At 65.9% G+C, this 22058-nt stretch carries 17 protein-coding genes and 1 tRNA gene; 14 read left to right on the top strand and 4 right to left on the bottom strand.

The window, feature by feature from the left end; all coding sequences use genetic code 11:
- Positions 1-6: 6 nt before the first annotated feature.
- Positions 7-1125 carry an AAA family ATPase gene (locus ACIP90_RS07170; protein WP_400578082.1) on the bottom strand — a complete coding sequence of 373 codons (1119 nt, stop codon included), beginning with the start codon at positions 1123-1125 and terminating at the stop codon, positions 7-9.
- Between the two features lie 217 nt (positions 1126-1342).
- Here ACIP90_RS07170 and ACIP90_RS07165 point away from each other — a divergent pair, with 217 nt between their 5' ends.
- The 5 genes from ACIP90_RS07165 (at position 1343) to ACIP90_RS07145 (ending at position 7723) form a co-directional block, all read left to right on the top strand.
- Positions 1343-2230 carry a TatD family hydrolase gene (locus ACIP90_RS07165; protein WP_400578081.1) on the top strand — a complete coding sequence of 296 codons (888 nt, stop codon included), beginning with the start codon at positions 1343-1345 and terminating at the stop codon, positions 2228-2230.
- A gap of 267 nt (positions 2231-2497) precedes the next feature.
- On the top strand, positions 2498-3676 hold the full coding sequence (locus ACIP90_RS07160) for a transglycosylase family protein (RefSeq protein ID WP_400578080.1): 1179 nt from the start codon (positions 2498-2500) through the stop codon (positions 3674-3676).
- 201 nt (positions 3677-3877) lie between these two features.
- Complete coding sequence (gene rsmA, locus ACIP90_RS07155; RefSeq protein ID WP_400578079.1) at positions 3878-4765, top strand: 16S rRNA (adenine(1518)-N(6)/adenine(1519)-N(6))-dimethyltransferase RsmA; 888 nt, start codon at positions 3878-3880, stop codon at positions 4763-4765.
- A gap of 97 nt (positions 4766-4862) precedes the next feature.
- Entirely contained in the window at positions 4863-5825 is a 963-nt protein-coding gene (locus ACIP90_RS07150) for a 4-(cytidine 5'-diphospho)-2-C-methyl-D-erythritol kinase (RefSeq protein WP_400578078.1), read from the top strand.
- 71 nt (positions 5826-5896) lie between these two features.
- A complete protein-coding gene (locus ACIP90_RS07145; protein ID WP_400578076.1) occupies positions 5897-7723 on the top strand; it encodes an ABC-F family ATP-binding cassette domain-containing protein in 1827 nt (608 codons plus the stop codon).
- Between the two features lie 379 nt (positions 7724-8102).
- On the opposite strand, the gene ACIP90_RS07140 is transcribed toward ACIP90_RS07145, so the two are convergent.
- A complete protein-coding gene (locus ACIP90_RS07140) occupies positions 8103-8702 on the bottom strand; it encodes a TetR/AcrR family transcriptional regulator (protein ID WP_400578317.1) in 600 nt (199 codons plus the stop codon).
- Between the two features lie 282 nt (positions 8703-8984).
- Here ACIP90_RS07140 and ACIP90_RS07135 point away from each other — a divergent pair.
- From ACIP90_RS07135 to sufU, 9 genes are all read left to right on the top strand, one after another.
- A tRNA-Gln gene (locus ACIP90_RS07135) sits at positions 8985-9056 on the top strand.
- Positions 9057-9175: 119 nt separating this feature from the next.
- Positions 9176-10663, top strand: coding sequence for a bifunctional UDP-N-acetylglucosamine diphosphorylase/glucosamine-1-phosphate N-acetyltransferase GlmU (glmU, locus tag ACIP90_RS07130; RefSeq protein WP_400578074.1), 1488 nt, complete (start codon positions 9176-9178; stop codon positions 10661-10663).
- Positions 10660-11640: a ribose-phosphate diphosphokinase gene (locus ACIP90_RS07125; protein ID WP_400578073.1), complete on the top strand. Its 981-nt coding sequence runs from the start codon at positions 10660-10662 to the stop codon at positions 11638-11640. Before glmU ends, ACIP90_RS07125 begins: the two co-directional genes overlap by 4 nt.
- Before the next feature lie 258 nt (positions 11641-11898).
- Positions 11899-12504, top strand: a complete 606-nt coding sequence (locus ACIP90_RS07120; protein ID WP_400578071.1) for a 50S ribosomal protein L25/general stress protein Ctc — start codon at positions 11899-11901, stop codon at positions 12502-12504.
- A 120-nt stretch (positions 12505-12624) separates the two neighbouring features.
- Positions 12625-13209, top strand: coding sequence for an aminoacyl-tRNA hydrolase (pth, locus tag ACIP90_RS07115; protein ID WP_400578070.1), 585 nt, complete (start codon positions 12625-12627; stop codon positions 13207-13209).
- A 151-nt stretch (positions 13210-13360) separates the two neighbouring features.
- Positions 13361-16099, top strand: a complete 2739-nt coding sequence (locus ACIP90_RS07110) for a LuxR C-terminal-related transcriptional regulator (RefSeq protein ID WP_400578069.1) — start codon at positions 13361-13363, stop codon at positions 16097-16099.
- Positions 16077-18911, top strand: a complete 2835-nt coding sequence (locus ACIP90_RS07105) for a LuxR C-terminal-related transcriptional regulator (RefSeq protein ID WP_400578068.1) — start codon at positions 16077-16079, stop codon at positions 18909-18911. Before ACIP90_RS07110 ends, ACIP90_RS07105 begins: the two co-directional genes overlap by 23 nt.
- 524 nt (positions 18912-19435) lie before the next feature.
- On the top strand, positions 19436-20761 hold the full coding sequence (locus ACIP90_RS07100) for a SufS family cysteine desulfurase (RefSeq protein ID WP_400578067.1): 1326 nt from the start codon (positions 19436-19438) through the stop codon (positions 20759-20761).
- A gap of 30 nt (positions 20762-20791) precedes the next feature.
- Positions 20792-21241, top strand: coding sequence for a Fe-S cluster assembly sulfur transfer protein SufU (gene sufU, locus ACIP90_RS07095; RefSeq protein WP_400578066.1), 450 nt, complete (start codon positions 20792-20794; stop codon positions 21239-21241).
- A gap of 90 nt (positions 21242-21331) precedes the next feature.
- On the opposite strand, the gene ACIP90_RS07090 is transcribed toward sufU, so the two are convergent.
- Both ACIP90_RS07090 and ACIP90_RS07085 read right to left on the bottom strand, forming a co-directional pair.
- Positions 21332-21553 (bottom strand): SCO4848 family membrane protein, encoded by a 222-nt coding sequence (locus ACIP90_RS07090; RefSeq protein ID WP_400578064.1) that lies wholly within the window; start codon positions 21551-21553, stop codon positions 21332-21334.
- A gap of 3 nt (positions 21554-21556) precedes the next feature.
- Positions 21557-22054, bottom strand: coding sequence for a DUF2505 domain-containing protein (locus tag ACIP90_RS07085; RefSeq protein ID WP_400578063.1), 498 nt, complete (start codon positions 22052-22054; stop codon positions 21557-21559).
- Between the last annotated feature and the right edge of the window lie 4 nt (positions 22055-22058).

The following is a 22058-nucleotide window of genomic DNA, read 5'->3' as shown; positions in this document are numbered from 1 at the left end:
TCGTGGCTAGCGGCTGGGTCGCAGTTCGGCAGCCCTGGCCTGCCGGGAGGCGTGGGCGGACTCGGTCATCTCCTGGCTGACCGGAAGCTTGGCGAGTACACCGCGGATCACGCTCTGCGGCGTCTCTCCGGTGCTGACGGCCTTGCGGTCCAGGATAATGCGGTGCGCCAGCACCGACTCGGCAACGGCCACGACGTCGTCTGGAAGCACGAAGTCCCTGCCGTCCAGTGCCGCCGTGGCCTTTGCCGCGCGAAGCAGCTGGAGCATCGAACGCGGGCTGGCACCGAGGCGCAGCATGGCGCTGTCTCTCGTGGCGCGACCCACGGCAACGGTGTACTCCTTCACGGACTGGGACACGTAGACCTGCTGGACTGTGGCAATCATCGCCGCGACGTCCGCGGATGTCACCACGGAGGTCACCCGCGCCAGCGGAGAAGTGGCCTGGTGGGTTTCCAGCATTTCGATCTCGGAGTCCTGGTCCGGATAACCCATGGAGATCCGTGCCATGAACCGGTCCCGTTGGGCTTCCGGGAGGGGGTAGGTTCCTTCCATCTCGATGGGGTTCTGGGTGGCCACCACCATGAACGGTTCGGCCAGTTTGTAGGAGTGGCCGTCCACCGTCACCTGGTGCTCCTCCATGCATTCGAGCAGGGCGGACTGGGTCTTGGCCGAGGCGCGGTTGATTTCGTCGCCGATGACGATGTTGGCGAAGACGGCACCGGGACGGAACTCAAACTGGCGCGACGACTGGTTGTAGATGGAAACGCCGGTCACATCGGAGGGGAGAAGGTCGGGAGTGAACTGGATCCGGCTGACGGAACAGTCAATGGTGCGCGCCAGTGTCTTCGCAAGGAGGGTCTTACCCACCCCGGGCACGTCCTCCAGCAGCAGGTGGCCCTGCGCCAGCAGCACCGTCAGGGCAAGCTTGGCGGCTTCAGCCTTGCCATCGATAACCGTGTTGATGGCGGTCAGGATGCGTTCACTTGCGGCGCGGAACGCCTGGGGACCGAGGGCGCCGGGCTTGTGGCCGTTGAACTGGTTTCCGCCGTGCGCAGCCCTTTCGGCGAATCCTTTCCCGCCGGGAACTATGTCATCATCCATCCTGGTGCGTCGGTGCGGTTCCATCGGCAACCTTTCAGCCCTGAGTGACGCGGGAAACGGTCAGCAGCAGCCTGCCGTTGCCCGTCTTGGGCGATCACATCTCTCCGTACCAGCGTACTAAGACAACTGCCGTACCTGACAGAGAGTTCCAGGTAATTCTGGGCGCACTGCCGGGACTCCTGCAGCCAGGGTGGCACCGGTCCGTCAACGCGTGGAGTGCCGCCGACGCTAGGCTGGGGGAATGTGTAATTCCCTGACTCCCAAGGCGTACCGGGCGCCCGGAACCGACGGGTCCGGCAAGCAGGGCTACCCTCCTGCTCCGGAGCCCCTGCCCGTCCCCGTGATGGACAACCACACGCACCTCGACTACCCCGGCGCGGACCCCCAGGTGGAGCTCGGGGCCGCGTTGGACGCTGCCGAGGCCGTAGGGGTCCGCGGAGCCATTCAGGTCGGCACCGACCTTGAATCCTCGCGGTTCACGGTCCGTGCGGTTGATCTGGACCCCCGGCTGCTCGGCGCCGTGGCAATCCACCCCAACGACGCCCCCGACTATGCCCGGCGCGGCGAGCTTGAGGCGGCGCTCCGCGAAATCGAGGAGCTGGCCGCGCACCCCCGGATCCGGGCCATCGGGGAAACCGGCCTCGACTTCTTCCGCACCGACGGCGAGGGGCTGGTCCACCAGCGGTATTCGTTCCGCCGGCATATCGACATCGCCAAAAGGCTTGGCCTGACCCTGCAGATCCATGACCGGGACGCCCACGACGACGTCGTCCAGGTACTGCGGGAGGAGGGCACTCCGGACCGTGTGGTCTTTCACTGCTATTCCGGGGACGAGGACCTGGCCAGGATCTGTAACCGGGAAGGGTGGTTCATGTCTTTCGCCGGAACGCTCACGTTCAAGAACGCAGCCAACCTCAGGGCGTCGCTGGCGGTTGCGGACCCGGAATTGGTCCTGGTGGAAACTGATGCGCCGTTCCTCACCCCCCACCCCCACCGCGGCCGGACCAATGCCAGCTACATGGTCCCGTACACGGTGCGGGCCATGGCGGAATTGACAGATTCGGACTTGGCCGGGCTGTGCAGCCGGATCAGCGAAAATACCGTTCGGGCGTACGGATCCTGGGAGTGATGCGGGCGGCATCCGGGCGCCGGCTATGCATACCCCGTATGTAATATTTTTGGCCCGTTTATAACGGATCGGTTACAGTGAACAACTATTAGCCGGGGTCGGGGAAGGCCTCCGGATGATGTCACTCATGTTTTAGGCGGGGCGCCTCCGGTGTCCTGCCTTGTGAGTGTGGCGGCGCACAAGCCTGCTGCAGACCTCCGGGCTGGTCCGGAGCCACCCCCGGGTGACTTGCCGTAGGTACTCCTGTGCGTTTTTCCCCGTGCCCGGATGGCTCCAAAGATATGGGCAATTGTGGTCAAGTACTTTACGTCGGACGGCAAATTCAGTTTCGTCAAGGTAGCCGCCCAAGTGGCGGTGCTCTCGGCGCTGGTACTCGGGCTGGTGGCCTTTGTGGGCAACAACAAGACAGTCACCCTGAATGTTGATGGCAAAGTAAGCTCCGTCCAGACGTTCGGCGGCACAGTGGAGCAGGTCGTCAAGGCCGCCAAAGTGGACCTCCACGCCTCCGACCGTGTGTCCCCCTCACTCGACGCGCACGTTGAGAACGGTTCCGTGATCAACGTAAACCTGGCCAAGGAAGTCAAAGTGAGCCTCGACGGCGCAGAAAAGACCGTCAGCACCACGGCCCAGGACGTGGCCGGCCTTGTGACTCAGCTAGGAGTGGCCAGCGCATCCGAACTTTCGGTGCCGAAGACTGCCCAGTTGTCTGTCGACGGCTCCTTTGTAGCCATTTCGACGCCGAAGACCGTAAGCATCCTGGCCGACGGCAAGGCTGCCAAAACCACCACCACCGCCACTACTGTTGGCGAGGTACTCAAGGACGCCGGAGTGAAGCTGGCAGCTGCCGACCGCACCTCGCAGCCGGCCAACGCGCACGTCGTCAACAACATGGTGATCAAGGTGTCGCGCGTCGATACCAGCAAGACGGCCACCGTCACCGAAGAGGTCCCGTTCAAGACGCTGACCACGGACAGCGCCGACATGCTCAAGGGTGAAGAGAAGGTCACCCAGGCCGGTGTCCCCGGGACAGTGACGAAGAAGTACAAGCTCGTCCTGGTCGACGGCCGGGAAGCCAGCCGGACGCTGGTCTCACGGACCGCAACGCTGGAGCCGGTGACGGAGAAAATCACCGTGGGTACGAAGGAGAAGCCCGCACCGACGCAGGAAGACGCCAACACCGGCGCCGCCGCTCCGGCCATGATGAACGTGGCCATGTGGGACAAGATCGCGCAGTGCGAATCGGGCGGCAACTGGTCGATCAACAGCGGCAACGGCTACTACGGCGGCCTGCAGTTCGACATCCAGACCTGGATCGGTGCCGGCGGCGGCGCCTACGCACCCAATGCCAGCCAGGCCACGAAGGCCCAGCAGATCGACATCGCCAACCGAGTCTATGCCGAACGCGGTCTTCAGCCCTGGGGCTGCGGCTGGGCGGCAGGCGGCTAAACCCCGCCCCGACGCGAAGCGCAGGCATCAAGGCCCTCCGCGGCAGCTGACCACGGCTGCGAGGGCTGCGAGAGGCCGGGTCCGGAACCTCCGGACCCGGCCTCTGCCTTCCCACACGCGTGTGTCCCGCCTGCCGCCGTCCCGCATGACCTAAGTCCCGCCCTTGCCCGGCGTGGCGCGGCGGCGGGATAGGATACCTAGGTGACTGACCCGACCCCCTCCGCCCCCGGTACCGCGCCCGCTCCTCTCTTCGGCGCGTCTGATATCCGCAGGCTGGCCGAGGAAATCGGTGTCCGCCCCACCAAGACGCTGGGGCAGAACTTCGTGATCGACGGGAACACCATCCGCAGGATTGTGGCAGCAGCGGGCATCGGACCGGAGGAGACAGTCCTCGAAGTGGGGCCCGGGCTGGGATCCCTGACGCTGGGGCTGCTGGACGCCGCGAAGTCTGTTGTCGCCGTCGAAATTGATCCGGTGCTGGCAGCCAAACTGCCGGAAACTGTGCGGCAGTGGCGGCCGGACGCCGCAGGCAACTTCCATCTTGTGCGCGCGGACGCCATGAAGGTCACCGAACTGCCGGCGGAGCCGGCGGCCCTCGTTGCGAACCTTCCCTACAACGTGGCCGTTCCCGTGGTTCTTCATCTCCTGCAGCACTTTCCGTCAATCCAGCATGGCCTGGTGATGGTCCAGGACGAGGTGGCTGACCGGCTTGCCGCCGGTCCCGGGTCCAAGATCTACGGGGTGCCGTCGGTCAAGGCTGCGTGGTACAGCAGCATGCGCAAGGCCGGGGTGATCGGCATGAACGTCTTCTGGCCCGCCCCGAAGATCCAGTCCGGGCTGGTGGCGTTCACCCGCCGGGAACCGCCGGCCACCACGGCCAGCCGGGAGCAGGTGTTCGCAGTGATCGACGCCGCGTTCGCGCAGCGCCGGAAAACCCTTCGGGCTGCCCTGGCCGGCTGGGCCGGAAGTGCGGCAGAGGCGGAGCGCTGCCTCGTTGCGGCTGGCGTGGACCCCACTGCCCGCGGTGAGGTTATCGACATTGCCGCTTTCGCCCGGATCGCCGAGGCCCGCCAGGCTGCTGTCGCTTGATTGGCGCGGGCCTGACGCCGGAAACAGCGGACGCGGATGGCGTTGAGCCGCCGCGCCCTTGTTGGAGCCCGGCACCGCCATGCCCTAGCGTGGACGCATGAACGCAGTGAGAGGGCGCTTTGCGGCGAGGACTGTCCGGGTCAAGGCTCCGGGCAAAGTGAACGTCTCCCTGAATGTGGGCCCGCTGCGTCCCGACGGCTATCACTCCGTGGCGAGCGTTTACCTGGCCGTATCGCTGTATGAGGAAGTGGCCGCCACCAGCACCCCCGGGGAGGCCATTACTGTCGGTATCAGTGCGGACAGCACGCTGGACCTGGACGGCGTCGACATTCCGCTCGACGAGCGCAACCTCGCCTACAAGGCGGCTGCGCTCATGGCAGAGGTGTCCGAGCATTCCACCGGCGTACACCTGGACATCACCAAGCGGGTTCCCGTGGCCGGCGGCATGGGCGGCGGGTCCGCTGACGCTGCAGCCACACTGCTGGCCTGCGATGCACTGTGGAACAGCGGACTGTCCCGGGACGAACTGGCCCAGCTGGCGGCGGAACTGGGCGCCGACGTGCCCTTCGCCCTCCTGGGCGGCACGGCGGTGGGGCTTGGCGTGGGCGATGATCTTTCTCCCGCCCTGGCCAAAGCCCAGATGGACTGGGTCCTGGTCACCGCCGAGTTCGGGCTTTCGACACCGGACGTCTTCAAAACACTGGACAGGCTGCGGGAGGCCGAAGGGCTCGATGTGGAGGAACCCACAGCCGTGGACCCGAAGATCCTGCAGGCCCTGCGCAGCGGTGACCCCGACGCCCTGAGCCGGGTGCTCGTCAACGACCTTCAGCGGGCCTCCATCGAACTGGCACCCACCCTCCGCGACACCCTTGGCCTCGGCGAATCAAGCGGGGCCATCGCAGGGATCGTCTCGGGGTCGGGTCCCACCATTGCCCTGCTGGCCCACAACCCGGAAGCCGCCGAAGGGCTCGCCGAAGAGCTCCGGCACAAGGGGCTGACAGCGCTCCCGGTCCACGGCCCGGTGCCCGGCGCGCGCATCATCTCCGATACGCTCCTTTAATACCCTTCAACTTTCTGCACCCCGTTCGCAGAAGAATTCCCAGAAGAAAACGCAGAAGAAAGCAGTTCCCCGTGGCACACCTGCTCGGCGGCGAGAACCTGACCGTCTCGTACGCAACCCGCACCGTTCTCGATGGCGTCACCCTCGGACTCGAGGAGGGCGACCGCATCGGCATGGTGGGCCGCAACGGTGACGGTAAGTCAACGCTGATGCGGCTGCTGGCGCTGCGGTCCACACCGGATTCCGGCCGCGTCACCAAGCGCGGAGACGTCAATATCGGCTACCTGGACCAGAGCGACGTCCTCGACGCCGACCTCACGGTCGGCGCCGCCATTGTTGGGGACAAAGCGGACTATGAATGGGCCGCCAACGCCCAGATCCGCGAGGTCATGGGCGGGCTGGTTTCCGACGTCGACTGGCACGCTAATGTGCATGCCCTCTCCGGAGGCCAGAAGCGCCGCGTGGCGCTCGCCAAGCTCCTCATCGAGGACCACGACGTCATCATGCTCGACGAGCCCACCAACCACCTCGACGTCGAAGGCGTCGCCTGGCTGTCCCGGCACCTGAAGACGCGCTGGCGGGCCAACCAGGGCGCCTTCCTCGTGGTCACCCACGACCGCTGGTTCCTTGACGAAGTCTGCAACAAGACGTGGGAGGTCCACGACGGGATTGTTGACCCGTTCGACGGCGGTTATGCCGCCTACGTGCTGGCCCGCGCGGAACGCGACCGCATGGCCTCTGTGGTCGAAGGCAAGCGCCAGCAGCTTGTGAAGAAGGAACTCGCCTGGCTGCGCCGCGGCGCCCCCGCCCGGACCGCGAAGCCCAAGTTCCGGATCGAGGCCGCGAACGCGCTGATCGCTGACGTCCCCGAGCCCCGGGACTCCATGGCGCTGAGCAAGATGGCCACCGCCCGCCTGGGCAAGGACGTCCTGGACCTGGAAAACGTGTCCCTGGATTTCCTCGGCGGTGACGAGGGCCAAAAGCTGTTCAACAACATCACCCTCCGCCTGGCGCCGGGCGAACGCCTCGGACTCGTGGGGGTTAACGGCGCAGGCAAGACCACACTGCTGAAGCTCCTCAACGGCGAGATCCAGCCGACCTCCGGCAAGGTCAAGCGCGGAAAAACCGTGGTCACCGCGGTACTGACCCAGGAAGTCAAAGAGCTCGACGACGTTGCAGACCTCCGCGTCATCGAGGTCATCGAGCGCGAAAAGCGGTCTTTCAATGTGGGCGGCAAGGAGTTCACCGCCGGCCAGCTCGTGGAGCAGCTCGGCTTCACCAACCAGAAGCAGTGGACCCCGGTCCGGGACCTGTCCGGCGGTGAACGCCGCCGCCTCCAGCTCCTGCGCCTGCTCGTGGGGGAGCCCAACGTGCTGATGCTGGACGAACCCACCAACGACCTCGACACCGATACCCTCGCCGCCGTCGAAGACGTCCTTGACGGCTGGCCCGGCACGCTCGTCGTCGTCAGCCACGACCGCTACCTGCTGGAACGCGTCACCGACCACCAGATGGCGCTCCTTGGCGACGGCAAGATCCGCGGCCTGCCCGGCGGCGTCGACCAGTACCTTGAACTCCGGGAATCCGCCCTGGCCGGATCCACCATCACCGGCGGCGGAAACCCGGTCACCGGCGCCAGCGGCAGCTCCGCGCCGGTCGTTGCCGGTCCTTCCGAAGCGGAGAAGCGGGACGCCCGCAAGGCCAAGAACCGCATCGAACGCCAACTGGGCAAGCTCACCCAGCAGGAAGAAAAGATCCACGCCCAAATGGTCAAGAGCACGGCCGACAACGACTTCGACACCATGGCTGAGCTCAACAAAAAGCTGAAGACCCTGGCCGACGACCGCGAAACCCTCGAACTCGAATGGCTCGAAGCCCTCGAAGTCCTCGGCGAGTAACCCATCCTGGGGCGTTGGCTGCGTGCCCACTTCCGCGGCGCAATGGCCCTTCGCCGTCGCTTAGACACGAGCCATCGGGGCCCAACGGTCGCTGAGCGACCTTGTGGCCCCGATGGCTCGCGATGCGCTCCTCAACGAAGGACCACAGCACCGCTATTGCCGACCGTTCAGTTCGAGGTCGCCCCTGGCCGGCGAGGGGCGCCCGTTACCCCGCCGGAGGCGGTCCTTCGGGAAGGAGCGCATCGCGGCGCAACGGGATGGGAGCTCGCTCAGCGAGCGAGCAGCCCTTTGCGCCGTGTCTAAGCGACGGCGAAGGGCCGGGGCTCGGGCGTGCCTCGAGAGCCGCCAAGGTGAGTAGGGGGCGGTTGTGCAGGGCCGGCTAAGGCTCGCTGCGGAGCTCCGGTTCCTTCTTCAGGCCGGTCAGGCCGTTCCAGGCAAGGTTCACGAGGTGCGCGGCTACGGCGCGCTTGTCGGGCTGGCGGCTGTCCTGCCACCATTGGCCGGTCATGGCGACCATGCCCACCAGCATCTGGGCGTACATGGCGCCGTCAGCTGCCCCGAACCCGCGGCGGGAGAACTCGTCGGACAGGATGTGTTCCACGCGCTCCGTGACGTGCGAGAGCAGGGTGGAGAAGGCGCCTTCGGGCTGGGACGGGGGAGCGTCGCGCATTAGGATGCGGAAGCCATCGGTTCGGTCCTCGATGTAGGTCAGCAGGGCCAGGGCGGCACGTTCCACCAGGATGCGCGGCTTCGCTTCCTCGGTGAGGGCATCATTGATGGCGGCCAGCAGGAACCTGTATTCGAACTCCACCACCTGGGTGTACAGGCCCTCCTTGGAGCCGAAGTGCTCATAGATCACGGGCTTGGAGACACCTGCGGCAGCGGCAATCTCCTCGATGGTGGTGCCGTCCAAGCCCCGCACGGCGAACAGGCCCCGCCCCACGTCAACCAACTGTGAACGCCGTTGGGGGCCCGTCATCCGCGGCCGGGGGATGCGCACGGGACGTGCCTCCGCCGTCGCGGCCGGGTTTCCTGCCCCCTCAGTTCTCCCTGTGCTCTTGCTCACCGTCCCATCATGCCCCATGCCAAGAAGGCGCCGTGGTTGGCGGCGTGTTGCCTGCTGCTATTCAGGGATCATTGCTGGGCGCCAGTGCGGAGGGGCAGTGCGGAGGCTCCTGCGGCCAGCGCGGGGCGAGGTCGCACGAGCCTCAACGTTCGTGGCAGAATTGGTTCTCGTGCCCGGGCTTAGCGCCCGGCACGGTCCGCTCTGGTGTAATGGCAGCACCCCGGCCTTTGGAGCCGTGGAGTATAGGTTCGAATCCTATGGGCGGAACTGCTGCATCGGCTGTGTCCAGTAGGATGAAGCCTGTTGCCGGCTCCGGGCGCAGGCTCGGGCACCGCCGCGCAGGCAGCCGATGCAGGACCGCGCAACCGAGCAAGGAGAGCCCGTACGTGAGCCCCGAGAAGTCCGGCCCAGCCGCCGTAATCGTCCTAGCTGCAGGTGCCGGTACCCGGATGAAGTCCCGTACCCCAAAGATCCTTCACGAAATCGGCGGCCGTTCCATGGTCGGACACGCGCTTCTCGCCGCACGCGCCATCAACCCGCAGCGGGTGGCGGTTGTGGTCCGGCACGAACGCGACCGCGTGGCCGCCCATCTCAAGGACCTTGACCCCGAGGCCGTGATTGTCGACCAGGACGAGATTCCCGGTACTGGCCGGGCGGTCGAGGTAGCCCTTGAAGCGCTGGACGCGGACGCGCTCCTCGAAGGCACCGTCGTGGTGACGTACGGCGATGTGCCGCTGCTGACCGGCGACATGCTCGCCAAACTTGTCGCCAAACACGAATCCGAAGGCAACGCGATCACAGTGCTGACGGCTTTGCTCGAGGACGCCACCGGTTACGGCCGCATCCTCCGCGGCGCGGACGGCACGGTGACCGGAATCCGCGAGCACAAGGACGCCACCGATGACGAGCGCGGGATCCTGGAAATCAACTCCGGAATCTATGCCTTTGACGCAGCAGTGCTCAGGGACGCCCTCGGCCACGTCACAACGGACAATTCGCAGGGCGAGAAGTACCTGACCGACGTCCTGGCGCTGGCCCGCGGGGCGGGCGGCAGGGTTGCCGCCGTCATCACGCAGGACCGCTGGCAGGTCGAAGGCGCCAATGACCGGGTGCAGCTCGCTGCCCTCGGAGCGGAGCACAACCGGCGCATCGTGGACGCCTGGATGCGCGCGGGCGTGACGGTCGTTGACCCGGCCACCACATGGATCGATTCCACCGTCACCCTGGCAGAGGACGTCCGGATCCTGCCCAATACGCAACTGCACGGCAGCACCATCGTGGAGCGTGACGCCGTCGTCGGCCCCGATTCAACCCTGACCGATGTCCGCATCGGCGAGGGCGCAAAGGTGACCCGCACCCACGGCTCCGGCGCGGACATCGGCGCGGGGGCCAGCGTCGGCCCGTTCACGTACCTGCGTCCCGGGACCGTGCTGGGCGAGACCGGCAAGATCGGCGCCTTCTACGAAACCAAGAACGTGACCATCGGCCGCGGCTCCAAGCTGTCCCACCTCGGCTACGCCGGAGACGCCGAGATCGGTGAGGACACCAACATCGGGTGCGGCAACATCACCGCCAATTACGACGGCGAGAAGAAGCACCGCACGGTGATCGGCTCCGGCGTCCGCACCGGTTCCAACACAGTATTCGTTGCTCCGGTCACGGTGGGGGACGGTGCCTACAGCGGCGCCGGTGCCGTGATACGGAAGGACGTTCCCGCAGGGGCCCTGGCCCTGTCCATGGCAGCGCAGCGCAATGCGGAGGGTTGGGTAATCGCCAACCGTCCGGGTTCGGTGTCCGCGACCCTGGCTGCGGCGGCAGGCGAAACGCGCAGTTCCAAATCCCCAGTATCTACAGAAGAGGGCAAGCAACCATGACCGAAATTACGGCTCGCGGCGAAAAGAGGCTGGTGCTCGCCGCAGGGCGGGCGCATCCGGAGCTTGCCCGGCAGATCGCCAAGGAGCTCGGCACGGACCTGCTGCCCGTGGACGCCTACGATTTCGCCAACGGTGAGATCTACGTCCGCGCCGGAGAGAGCGTCCGCGGAACTGACGCCTTCGTCATTCAGTCCCATCCGGCACCCCTGAACAACCACCTGATGGAGCAACTGATCATGATCGATTCGCTCAAGCGGGCCTCGGCCAAGCGGATCACGGTGGTATCGCCCTTCTACCCTTACTCCCGCCAGGACAAGAAGGGCCGCGGCCGCGAACCGATCTCCGCGCGCCTGGTCGCAGACCTGTACAAGACGGCCGGAGCGGACCGCATCATGAGCGTGGATCTGCACACGTCGCAGATCCAGGGCTTCTTCGACGGCCCCGTGGACCACCTCATGGCCATTCCGCTGCTTGCTGACTACATCCGCACCCGGGTCGCAGCGGACAACATCACTGTTGTCTCTCCGGACACCGGCCGCGTCCGCGTCGCCGAGCAGTGGGCCGAACGCCTCGGTGGCGCGCCCCTGGCCTTCGTCCACAAGAGCCGCGACCTTACGGTTCCGAATCAGGCCGTATCCAAGACTGTGGTGGGCCAGATCGAAGGACGCACCTGCGTCCTGATCGACGACATGATTGACACGGGCGGCACCATTTCCGGAGCCGTCGCGGTACTCAAGAACGCCGGGGCCAAAGACGTGATCATCGCGGCGACGCACGCGGTCTTCTCCGACCCTGCGGCCCGCCGGCTGTCTGAGTCGGGCGCCCGCGAAGTGGTGGTCACGGACACGCTGCCCATTACCGCAGACAAGCGCTTCCCGGAGCTCACGGTGCTGTCCATCGCGCCGCTCATCGCCCGGGCCGTGCGTGAGGTGTTCGACGACGGTTCAGTCACCAGCCTGTTCGACGGCAACGCCTGACGTCCTCCGGTTGGACCGGGCCCGTTTTCAGTAAACGGGCCCGGCGCTGGTAGGATCTATCCCGATACCTTGGCGAGGGAGAGCGCCGGAAAACCGTACACGCGGGAAACCGGACTGCTGGTCTCCGTTATCGACTGGGTCTGAACCTCCCTTCTGGATGGGCGCCTCCGGGCCCCGGCGTTGAAGGTCGCTCCAGACCTCCGCCCTTGCTGAAGCTCAAGAAGCTTGCTGAAAACCCAAAGCCACCAGGAGATATCCATGTCTGAGCAGAAGCTCGCAGCAGAAGTACGCACCGAATTCGGCAAGGGCTTCGCCCGCCGCGCCCGCATGGCCGGCCAGATCCCGGCTGTCATCTACGGCCACGGCGCCGAGCCCATCCACATCACCCTCCCCGCCAAGGCCACCACGCTGGCCGTGCGCACCGCCAACGCCCTGCTGTCCCTGGACATCGACGGCGAAGGCCACCTCGCCCTCGTCAAGGACGTCCAGCGCGACCCGATCAAGCAGATCATCGAGCACATCGACCTGCTGACCGTACGCCAGGGCGAGAAGGTCACCGTGGACGTTCCCGTGCACGTCTCCGGCGAAACCGCGCCCGGGACCGTCCACAACCTGGAACTGACCGTCGTGTCCCTCGAGGCCGAGGCAACCCACCTGCCCACCGCCGTTGAGGTGGACATCGAAGGCCGCGGCGCCGGCGAGCACATCCACGGTTCCGACCTCGTGCTCCCCAAGGGTTCGGTCCTGCTGACCGATGCCGAGGCTCTGGTCGTCAACATCTCCGAGGCCCCTGTAGCGGCCGAAGAGGGCGAAGAGGGTGCCGCAGCGGAAGAGGCTCCGGCCGCAGAAGCTGCCGCCGAGTAATCAGGGCACGTCTTTCCCGCACCGGATTCTTGCGTGCGTACCAGTGGCCGGGTCCTTTGGGCCCGGCCACTGGTGTACCCGCCGGGCGGAGTCTTCAAGCAACCACTTTAGGATTGATCCATGACTGATACCTGGCTGATCGTCGGCCTTGGAAACCCTGGGCCCGAGTACAGCCGCAACCGGCACAACGTCGGCCAGATGGTCCTCGATGAGCTCGCGGCCCGCATCGGCGGAAACTTCAAGATCCATAAGGCCCGGGCGCAGGTGCTTGAAGGCCGGCTGGGAATTGGTGGTCCCCGCCTGGTCCTGGCAAAGCCGGTGACCTACATGAACGTCTCTGGCGGGCCTGTCGCTGCGCTGGCCAGATTCTACGACGTCGACCCGTCGAGGGTCGTGGCAGTCCATGATGAGATCGACATTCCCTTTAATACCGTGAAGCTAAAGATCGGTGGCGGCGAGGGCGGCCACAACGGTCTCCGGGATATGTCCAAGGCCCTCGCCACCAAAGACTACCTCCGGGTCCGGGTTGGGGTCGGCAGGCCGCCCGGACGGATGGATACAGCGGACTTCGTCCTGCGCGACTTCGCGCTGGCGGAAAAGAAGGAACTGCCTTTCCTGCTCGACGAGGCCGCGGACGCCGTCGAGCTCCTGATCCGGGACGGGCTCACAGCGGCCCAGCAGCGATTCCATCCGGCCAAGGTGTGACGTCGGCGGCGGCCGGCGGCCATGCTGGGGGACACGGCGAAATGTGGAACGCTTGCCCTGTTTTATGTCAGGGGTAACGGGGTAGTCTGTCTCCTAAGCGGGGGAGGCGATGGGGCCTTTATCCTGCAAAGCGGGATGTAAGGAAAAGTTCATGTCAAATGAGCCACTGAGTTGGGGGCGTGGGTCTACGGCGGGGGTGCTGGCGGGACCAGGCGCTTCAGCCGGCGGAACGGACCTTCAACGTTGGTCGGTCCCAGCGCGCAGCGCCGACCTTGAATCCATCCGTAATGCCCTGACCGATCCCGACTCCCTCGGCGTCGTCATCACCGGTGCACGCGGCGTCGGCAAATCCTCCCTGGCCAGGACCGCCGTGGCCGACCTTGGCCCCGACGTCTGGGCACTCCAGCTGCGCAGCCCGCTCACCGGTTCGCAGACCTCCTACGGCTGCCTGGCCTTCCTCCTGGCCCGCCTCCCGCAGTCAGCTATGGGATCACCAACGGCCATCCTTCAGGGCATCACGTCACTGATCAAGAGCGACGCCGGCGGCAGGGAATGCATCATCACCCTGGACACCACAGGCATGATCGATGACATGAGCGCCGGCATCCTGCTGAACATCATGCTGACCCGCACGGCACGGGTTATCGCAATCGCCCCCGGTATCAGCGACCTGCCCGCAGACTTCCATTGGCTGCTGACGGACCGCCGGCTCACCGAGGTGCGGCTGGAAAACCTGAACGAGCTACAGACCCGGCAGGTACTGCTGACCCTGCTGGGGCACCGTGTGTCCGCATCGCTCGTGAGTACCTACCACGCCATCGTCGGCGGCAACCCGCTGCTGCTCAAGGCCCTTGTCACGGAGCAGCAGCAGTCCGGGAACCTCGTCCTCTCCGATTCTGTATGGACGTTGCGGGACAAAGTCATCCTTGACGGCGCCGCGGGCCTGGACGACATTGTCCGCTCCCGCTGGTCCCGCGAAACGCCGGAGAGCCGCGAGGTCATGGAAATGCTGTCCTGCGCGCGCCGGGTGCCGCTCTCGCGGCTGACCGAGCTGTACGGCACGGACATCGTGGCTGACATGGAGGACGCAGGGCTGCTGAAGGTGGGGGACACCGAGGTCCGCTGGGTGTCCCTGCGGGAACAGTACCTGGGGGATGTCGTACGGTCCTGGCTGAGCATCTCCCGGCGCCGCGAGCTAAGAAGGCAACTGCTCGGCGACAAGGAACCCGAGCTGACAAAACTGAGCCTGGAAGAGCGCATTGAGTTCGCCGCATGGACGAAGGAATGCCAGGCCGAGCTCAGCCCGGCCATGGCGGTGGCCGCGGCCGAGGCAGCTGTGCAGATGTTCGACCCCCGCTTTGCCCTGAGCTGCGTCGAAGGACTTAAGAGGACCGACCCGGAATGGGTGGCCGGGCAGCAACACAAGGCCACGGCTTACCTCCTGCTGGACCTGCCGCTCCAGGCCATGGACGCACTGGACGGCATTTCCCAGGCACAGCTGGACCAGTTGGGTGTGGAGGAATTCGCCCGGGTTGTGGCTGCGAAGTGCAGGGTGATGATGTGGCTGCCGGAGTTGTGCGACAAGGTGCCGGCGGAGATAACCGACGCCCGGCGGCGCCTGGGCGTTGCACCAGGACTGGCGGGCAGCTGGCCGGACGCCCTGGGGGCGGCTGCCAATGTCATCACGCTGGCAGAGTTTGAATACCGGTCTTTCATAGGCGACTACGCGCCGATGATCCCGGCCCTTGAGGAGGCCGCCGATCCTGCGATCAACAAGGATCCAGGCTTCCGCATCCAGTCGGCCCTGATCCTGATGCACGCCTTGTCTGCGGTGGGCAGGGAGATGGACGCCCTCCAGCTGATGAGGCGGGTCGGGGGGCAACTGTCGGATGCCGGCCCCATGACGGGGCTCCGCGAGATGTTTGCCATGACGGCTTTCTCCGTGCTGCTCCATGCGGGGCAGTGGCGGCGCTGCCTTGACCTGGTGGGTCCGCCCAAAGGGCATGAGGAACGCCGGCTGGCACACAGGACGTCTGCCATGGAACTGGCCACAGGCATCGCCTACGTATACTCTGGCCGCGGTGCCGTGGCCCTGGATTCCCTGCTGTCCGCCGTGGCCCAGCTGGAACTCCGTCCGGTCGTGAACATGCTCCAGGCCGCCTATGCGGCCACGGCTTTTGCCTACGCGCAGATCGGCAACGCCGGCCAAGCCCACAAGTACCTCGACAAGCTGCGGGGCGTACGCGGGCATTGCAATTTCCGTACGCAGACCATTACTGATTTCTGCGCAGACATGGCAGGGCGGTGGCTCGGCGATCCGGATGCGGTGAGACGGCTCCTGGATGCCGCCCGCAGGGACATCTCGGCGGGACGCTATACGCTCGCCGGCATCAGCCTGCTTGGTGCCACGGTCAACGGAAGCGACGACGAATTCCGGCTCATGGAGGAGGTGGCCGGCCACCGGCAGGGGAAGCTTGCCGAGATTTCCCGGCTGATCGCAGTCGGCAGCCGCACCAAGGACGCCAAAGTGCTCTTGGAAGGCGCACACCTGGCCGCGGAACTCGAACTGGATGCCGTCGAGGCACGATGCGTCGCACTCGCCGTGGACTTCGCCAGGCATTCAGGCGATTCCGCGTCGGCCCGTGTTGCCCAGGCCCGGTTGGACGCCCTCACAGCCACAGTTCCCAGCCTGCCGATCGTCCCGAGCAGCGGCAGCCCGCTCCTTACTGCACGGGAACGGCAGATTTCCCGCCTGGCGGGGCGGGGCGTGTCCAATCGGGACATTGCACTGGAAATCGGTGTCTCCGTCCGCACAGTCGAGGGCCACCTGTACCAGGTGTTTACGAAACTCGGCGTGACTTCGAGGGGTGATCTGCCTGGACTCGTCTAAGGGCCGTACCCAGAAGTCGGAACCGGCAGCAGAGCACCGCCAGCTCACCGGGCGGCGTGAAGTGATTGACCACGTCTGCGGCACCATCCGCAGCCGGTCAAACCAGGCGGTGTTCCTGATGGCCGGGCCGGGCCTCGGTAAGACCTCGCTCACGGACGCCGTCAGTGAGAATCTGTCCTCCGAAATGACCATCCTCCGGATCCACGGCAGTTCTTCGCTCGCCAAGGTCCCTTATGGCGTGCTGGCTCCCTACACAGCAGCTCTCCCGCTGGAAGAGGCTGACTCGCCCGTGGCAGTACTGAGGGCTGTGTGGGCCTATTTCCAGGAGCTCAAGGCAGGCAAGGACGTGCCGTTGCTCCTCGTCATTGACGATGCCCACCACCTTGATGAAGCCACAGCGAACATGGTGGTGGACATGATGTCGGCCGGGTGGGCCGGCGTCTTGGCGTCGGGGCGTCCGCGGCCCGGACTGCCGCAGGCATTGAACCAGTTGTGGTACGACGGCCAGGCAGAGCGGATCGATCTTCGGCCCCTCAACGGGGAACAGGTGACGGAAGTCGTGGAGCACGCGCTCCACGGGACGGTCCCGGCTAACACGGTGCAGTCACTATGGTCCGCTTCGGGCGGAAACCCTATGCTCCTGGACTGCCTTCTGCGTGATGCGGTCGAAGCGGGCATCCTTGCCAAGAGGAACGGGATTTGGCTGCTGCTGGGGCCCCTGCCCGCGGACGGGCCCAGGCTGTCCGATGTTGTTGTCAAAGACCTCCTCCGCAGGACGCCGGAAGAACAGGACGCCCTGCGGCTCATCGCCTTGGCCGAGCCCGTGGACCGCGGCCTCATCGAGGACTTGTGTGGTGCCCCCGTGGTCCGGTCCCTGCTGGATCACCAGTTGGTGAGCGAATCCAGCGGTCGGCACAGCCAACTGAGGATTTGGCACGCCATCCTTGGCGAAGCCATGCGGCACCAGGTGTCAGTTTCCCGAAGCCTCCAGCTGCGGCAAAAGATGGAGGGCCACATCGATCCGGTGACGGCCGGTGCCGAAGGCAGGCTGCGGCTGGTCGAGTGGTCGCTGGAGTGCGGGATGGACGTGTCCGACTCCGACTTGCTGGATGCTGCCTTGCTCGCCGCGGCGATGTTCAACAACTCCGGTGCGAGACTCATGGCAGACCACGTGACTGACCCTGCGCTGCGGGCCCGGGCGCAATCCATCTCGGCCAGGGCACTCTTCAATGAAGGCAAATACCGGGAGGCTGCAGGTCTCCTGGACGGCTGCTGGCTGGAACTGGCGGCAGCCCCGGAGGCTCCTCACGTCCTCATGCTCAGGGCATCGGCACATCTGGCGCTCGGTAAGCCGGCCGAGCTGATCAGGGCCGAGTCGCGCAAGCAGCTCGCCGATGCCGGGAACGACCCCCAGGCCTCTTGGCAGGACCGTATCCACCATCTGCTGGAGATGGCTGAATCCGCTGACCACGAGGGGATCCGGAACCTTATCTCCTCCCTGGACGACGACGAAGGCTTGGAGGCAGCATCGGGAGGACCTGGCTCCGGAGCCGTCAAAGCCAAGGTGGCCGTGGCCGGAGCCGCAGGGACGCGCGGCAGCACATCAGGATATGCCGAATCAGGGGACGCTGGAATGGAGCGCCAAAGGATCGAGCCCCTGCCTGCAACGGTGACTGCGGCCACCAGCGCCGTTGCGCATGCCCTGCTCGCCGAGACCCTCGTCTCGGCCGGGCTTGCCCATCAGGCCCACGACGCCGCTCTCGCAGCGGCACCCTCAATGCAGGCTCTCCAGGGCGGCCTGTACTTCTTCAACGAGTTCGTCCTGACGCGCCTTGTTTCAGCCTCGCTCGCGGCCGGCAACTGGGAGTCTTCGGAGCACGAACTGGCCAGCCCCCATGCTGAGGAAAACGAAGGGGCGGCCACCTTCGGCGGGGGTTTCCAGGTCCTCCGCGGGCTGGGTCTCCTCCGGCAAGGACAGCTGGAGCGTGCCTACCAGGTGCTTCTGCCCGCCGTTGAAGCTCTTCGCATCAATGATCCACTCCAGCAGTTCCGGTTCGGTACGGCGCTCGCCTTCTACGCGGCTGCGCGGCTGGGCGACGGCGCACAGGCCCAGCGCCTCGAACAGGACTTGATTGCCGCCAGGCACGCCAGCGGGCCCGGCTGTGAACTTCTCGCCGAGGCCTATGCGGCAGCGGCTGCCGAATATCTCGACCGGAAGGGCAGCGGCCTGGCCAAGCTTCGGGAGCTGGCAGCGTCACCGCGTGTTGTTGCCCAGCCGGGAACCAGGCTGGAGTGCCTGATCCTCTGTTCCGATCTCGGGGACCGCTCGGTGGTCGACGAGATTTCGTCCCTGGCCGACTACGTTGAAGGCCGCTGGGCCGCCGGCTGGCATCAGCTTGCCCAGGCCTGGGCCAGCGAGGATGCCGACGTGCTCATGGAAACCGCGGCCGGCCTTGAGGAGGCAGGCCTGGTCAACCTCGCCAGGGAGGGCTATGCCCGGGCCGGTGCCATCCTGGACGCGGCGGGGGAGCGGCGACGCGCGCGGCAGGCCGTGGCCCACCGCGAAAAGTGCGACCAGGAGCTGGGTGAGCGGTTCCGGGAGAGCCCGTTCGTTGCCTCCGTCCCGAGCGTCCATCTGACCCGCCGGGAGCGTGACATCGTCGAGCTGGCAGTGCAAGGGCTGTCCGACCGGGAGATCGCCCAGCAGCTGATGGTGTCGGTGAGGACCGTTGAGGGGCATCTGTACCGGAGCTACGTCAAGCTCGGTGTGCGCCGGCGGGACGAGCTCGCCCTTGCTCTTCCGAAGAAGTAGCCTTCCGAAGAAGTAGCCTGCCGAAGAAGTAGCCTGCCGAAGAAACAGCTGCATGGCGCGGAAAGCCCCCCGCACGCGGCGCAAACGCAGTGGAAACGTACCTTTTGCCTGCCGTCCCGAGCAGGCTTGCGCCGCGCCCCGCTCGGCGGTTTGTCCCCTGTCCCGCCGATGACACCCCTACCTGCGGAAACCAGTAGCCGACTACCCGAAAAAACGAGTACTCGATACTCGTGCTGTAGGAGCCGCTACGCGATTAACTGTTACTGGCAGCAGAAACCGGTGGCGAAGTCACCGCGGAAGCTGCCACCAAGATCTTCCAGGTCTCGCAGTGAAAGAACTTCCGGTCCCAGGGGCCGGGTTCAGGCGGGGCCGGCGACGTCAGAGCCTTCTGAGACCGAGGCTCTCCCCCCAGCCGTCGCCGGCCCTTACTTCTGCCTTCTGACAGGCCCTGCCCATCACTATCCGCGGGGATACGGCGCTGTGGGACAATTGAGGGGTACCTCAAGGCATCCCAAGGAGTCCCATTGGCCGTAGTAACAACGCCAACCACGCTGGAGCGTGCGCTTCCCGCGATGGATAATGCCGAGGTCCTCCGGATCCGAAACGACTTTCCGGTCCTGGACCAGCTGGTCAACGGCCGCCCCCTCGTTTATCTGGACTCCGGTGCCACGTCCCAGAATCCGCTGAGCGTGATCGAGGCCGAACAGGAATTCTACGAGCAGCGCAACGCCGCCGTGCACCGCGGCGCCCACCACCTTGCCGTGGAAGCAACTGAGGTGTTCGAGGACGCACGGCAGACCGTTGCCGATTTTGTAGGCGCGCAGTACGGGGAGGTCGTGTGGACATCCAATGCCACCGAAGGACTGAACCTGATCAGCTACGCGCTCTCCAACGCGAGCCTGTGGGCTGCGCAGGGCCGCGGTGACGCCCGGCTGCGGGAGCTCGGGCTCGGCCCCGGGGACGAAATCGTGGTCACCGAAATGGAGCACCACGCCAACCTCATTCCCTGGCAGGAGCTGGCGTACCGGACCGGCGCCGTGCTGCGATACATTCCCGTCGACGACTCGGGGAAACTTCACCTGGACCAGGCAGCCGGGATCGTGGGGGAGCGCACGCGGCTTCTTGCGTTTACGCACGCCTCCAACGTGCTCGGCACCATCAACCCGGTGGCGGAGCTCGTCGCCATCGCCCGGCGCGCCGGCGCGCTGGTCGTGCTGGATGCATGCCAGTCGGCGCCGCACCTGGCCATCGACGTCAAGCAGCTGGACGTCGACTTTGCCGTCTTTTCAGGCCACAAGATGCTTGGCCCCACTGGCATTGGCGTGCTTTACGGCAAGCAGGACCTTTTGGACGTGCTGCCTCCGTTCCTGACCGGCGGCTCCATGATCACCACCGTCACCATGGAACGGGCCGAATACCTGGCCGCGCCGCAGAGGTTCGAGGCCGGGACCCAGAAGATCTCCCAGGCCGTGGCGCTCGCCGCCGCCGTCAATTACCTGACCGAGACCGGTATAGACCGCGTGCACCGCTGGGAGTCCGAACTCGGCCAGCGCATGGTAGCGGGCCTCGAAGCCATTGAAGGAATCCGCGTCTTGGGACCGGCTGCCGGACAGGACCGCATCGGGTTGGCAGCGTTCGACGTCGCAGGTGTTCACGCGCACGACGTCGGCCAGTTCCTGGACGCACGCGGAATCGCCGTCCGCGTGGGTCACCACTGCGCCCAGCCGCTGCACCGGCGCCTTGGCCTGACGGCCACAACACGGGCCAGCGCCTACTTGTACAACACCACCGACGACGTCGACGAATTCCTCGATGCCGTCTCTGGAGTCCGCGCCTACTTCCGCGCCTAGTGCCGGAACCCTGAAGACAGGTACCGCAGCATGAGCCTCGACCAGCTTTACCAGCAGATCATCCTGGACCACTCCAAAGCCCGGCATGGCAGCGGCCTGGCAGAAACGCCAGTGCCGGAGGGCGCATCCACCGGCCAGTCGCACCAGCTGAACCCTGTTTGTGGCGACGAGGTGACCCTCCGGGTTGCCGTGGACCACGGCACCGTTGCGCAGCTGGCGTGGGACGGGGCGGGCTGTTCCATTTCCATGGCTTCCGCCTCCGTCCTGAGCGAGATGGCCGAAGGCATGTCGGTGGAGGAGCTGCGCTCGGTGATCGGCAATTTCAGGGAGGTCCTCCGTTCGCGCGGCAAGGTCCACGCAGATCCCGAGGTGCTGGGCGACGCCGCCGCATTTGAAGGGGTGGCCCGCTACGCGGCGCGCGTGAAGTGCGCCATGATTTCCTGGGTTGCCGCGGAGGACGCGCTCAACCAGGCAGCCTAGTTACTTAGCCAGGCAGGGCAGCCTAGTTATATAGCCGGGCAGGCGGCCCAGCTGTACAGCCAATGGCCGGCCGTACAGCTGGGGCAGCCGCTAGCCCATCAGCCCGGCGATCCCGATCCCGGCCGTGGCCGCCCCCAGGATCATGGACACCGTCACCAGCACGATGTGCACCGTGAGGAACTTGGTGGCCTTGCCTGCGGCGTCCCGCGCCCTCGGGTCCTTCATGACCCGGCGCAGGAACTGCGGCCACACCACGAGTGACCAGAACCCCGAAATAATCAGGACCAAGGCAAGGATCGCGGGGATGTCCATCGCCTAGTGGCTTTCGAGCCAGGCCTGCGCCTGCTGGGACTGGATGTTCAGGGCCTTGCCAACCATGGGCTCGGCGGCGTCGGCGATCTTGCCGCCCAGGAACGGCACGGAAGAGCTGACGTTGCCCTCAAGCTCAACCCGGGTGCTGCCGCCGTCTGCCACGAGCCGCTGGACCGCCGAGACATCGATCGGGGCTCCGGCGATCTTCACAGAGATGGTGCTCTGCCGCGAACCGTCGACGGCCGGGGCGTCCCAGTTCTCCACCTGTGTCACCTTGAGCGTGTCGCCGACGAACTTGCGGGCAATTTCCGGCAGCCGGGTCGTCGGGAGCGTGCGCACGGACGTGGTGCTGAACGCTCCGGCAACGTCTCCGTCCACGGTGAAGGATTCGAGGCTGCCGCCAACGTATTCGCTGGTGTGGCGCTGGAATTCTTCATTCGTGAAGACGGCGGTGACGCTGTCGACGCCGTGGGGCAGGGTAGTGGAAGCACTCAGTGCCATGGAT

The sequence above is a fragment of the Arthrobacter sp. NPDC093139 genome (genome assembly GCF_044754165.1).
Taxonomy (GTDB): Bacteria; Actinomycetota; Actinomycetes; order Actinomycetales; family Micrococcaceae; genus Arthrobacter.
Note: the sequence above shows the minus strand (reverse complement) of the source record. Positions and strands in the feature narration are given on the sequence as shown.

Excerpts from the sequence above, each read along its gene's own strand:
- ACIP90_RS07170 (WP_400578082.1), bottom strand. The coding sequence starts at position 1,125 with ATGGAACCGCACCGACGCACCAGGATGGATGATGACATAGTTCCCGGC.
- ACIP90_RS07165 (WP_400578081.1), top strand. The coding sequence starts at position 1,343 with ATGTGTAATTCCCTGACTCCCAAGGCGTACCGGGCGCCCGGAACCGAC.
- ACIP90_RS07160 (WP_400578080.1), top strand. The coding sequence starts at position 2,498 with ATGGCTCCAAAGATATGGGCAATTGTGGTCAAGTACTTTACGTCGGAC.
- ACIP90_RS07150 (WP_400578078.1), top strand. The coding sequence starts at position 4,863 with ATGAACGCAGTGAGAGGGCGCTTTGCGGCGAGGACTGTCCGGGTCAAG.
- ACIP90_RS07140 (WP_400578317.1), bottom strand. The coding sequence starts at position 8,702 with ATGACGGGCCCCCAACGGCGTTCACAGTTGGTTGACGTGGGGCGGGGC.
- ACIP90_RS07125 (WP_400578073.1), top strand. The coding sequence starts at position 10,660 with ATGACCGAAATTACGGCTCGCGGCGAAAAGAGGCTGGTGCTCGCCGCA.
- ACIP90_RS07120 (WP_400578071.1), top strand. The coding sequence starts at position 11,899 with ATGTCTGAGCAGAAGCTCGCAGCAGAAGTACGCACCGAATTCGGCAAG.
- pth (WP_400578070.1), top strand. The coding sequence starts at position 12,625 with ATGACTGATACCTGGCTGATCGTCGGCCTTGGAAACCCTGGGCCCGAG.
- ACIP90_RS07110 (WP_400578069.1), top strand. The coding sequence starts at position 13,361 with ATGTCAAATGAGCCACTGAGTTGGGGGCGTGGGTCTACGGCGGGGGTG.
- sufU (WP_400578066.1), top strand. The coding sequence starts at position 20,792 with ATGAGCCTCGACCAGCTTTACCAGCAGATCATCCTGGACCACTCCAAA.
- ACIP90_RS07090 (WP_400578064.1), bottom strand. The coding sequence starts at position 21,553 with ATGGACATCCCCGCGATCCTTGCCTTGGTCCTGATTATTTCGGGGTTC.
- ACIP90_RS07085 (WP_400578063.1), bottom strand. The coding sequence starts at position 22,054 with ATGGCACTGAGTGCTTCCACTACCCTGCCCCACGGCGTCGACAGCGTC.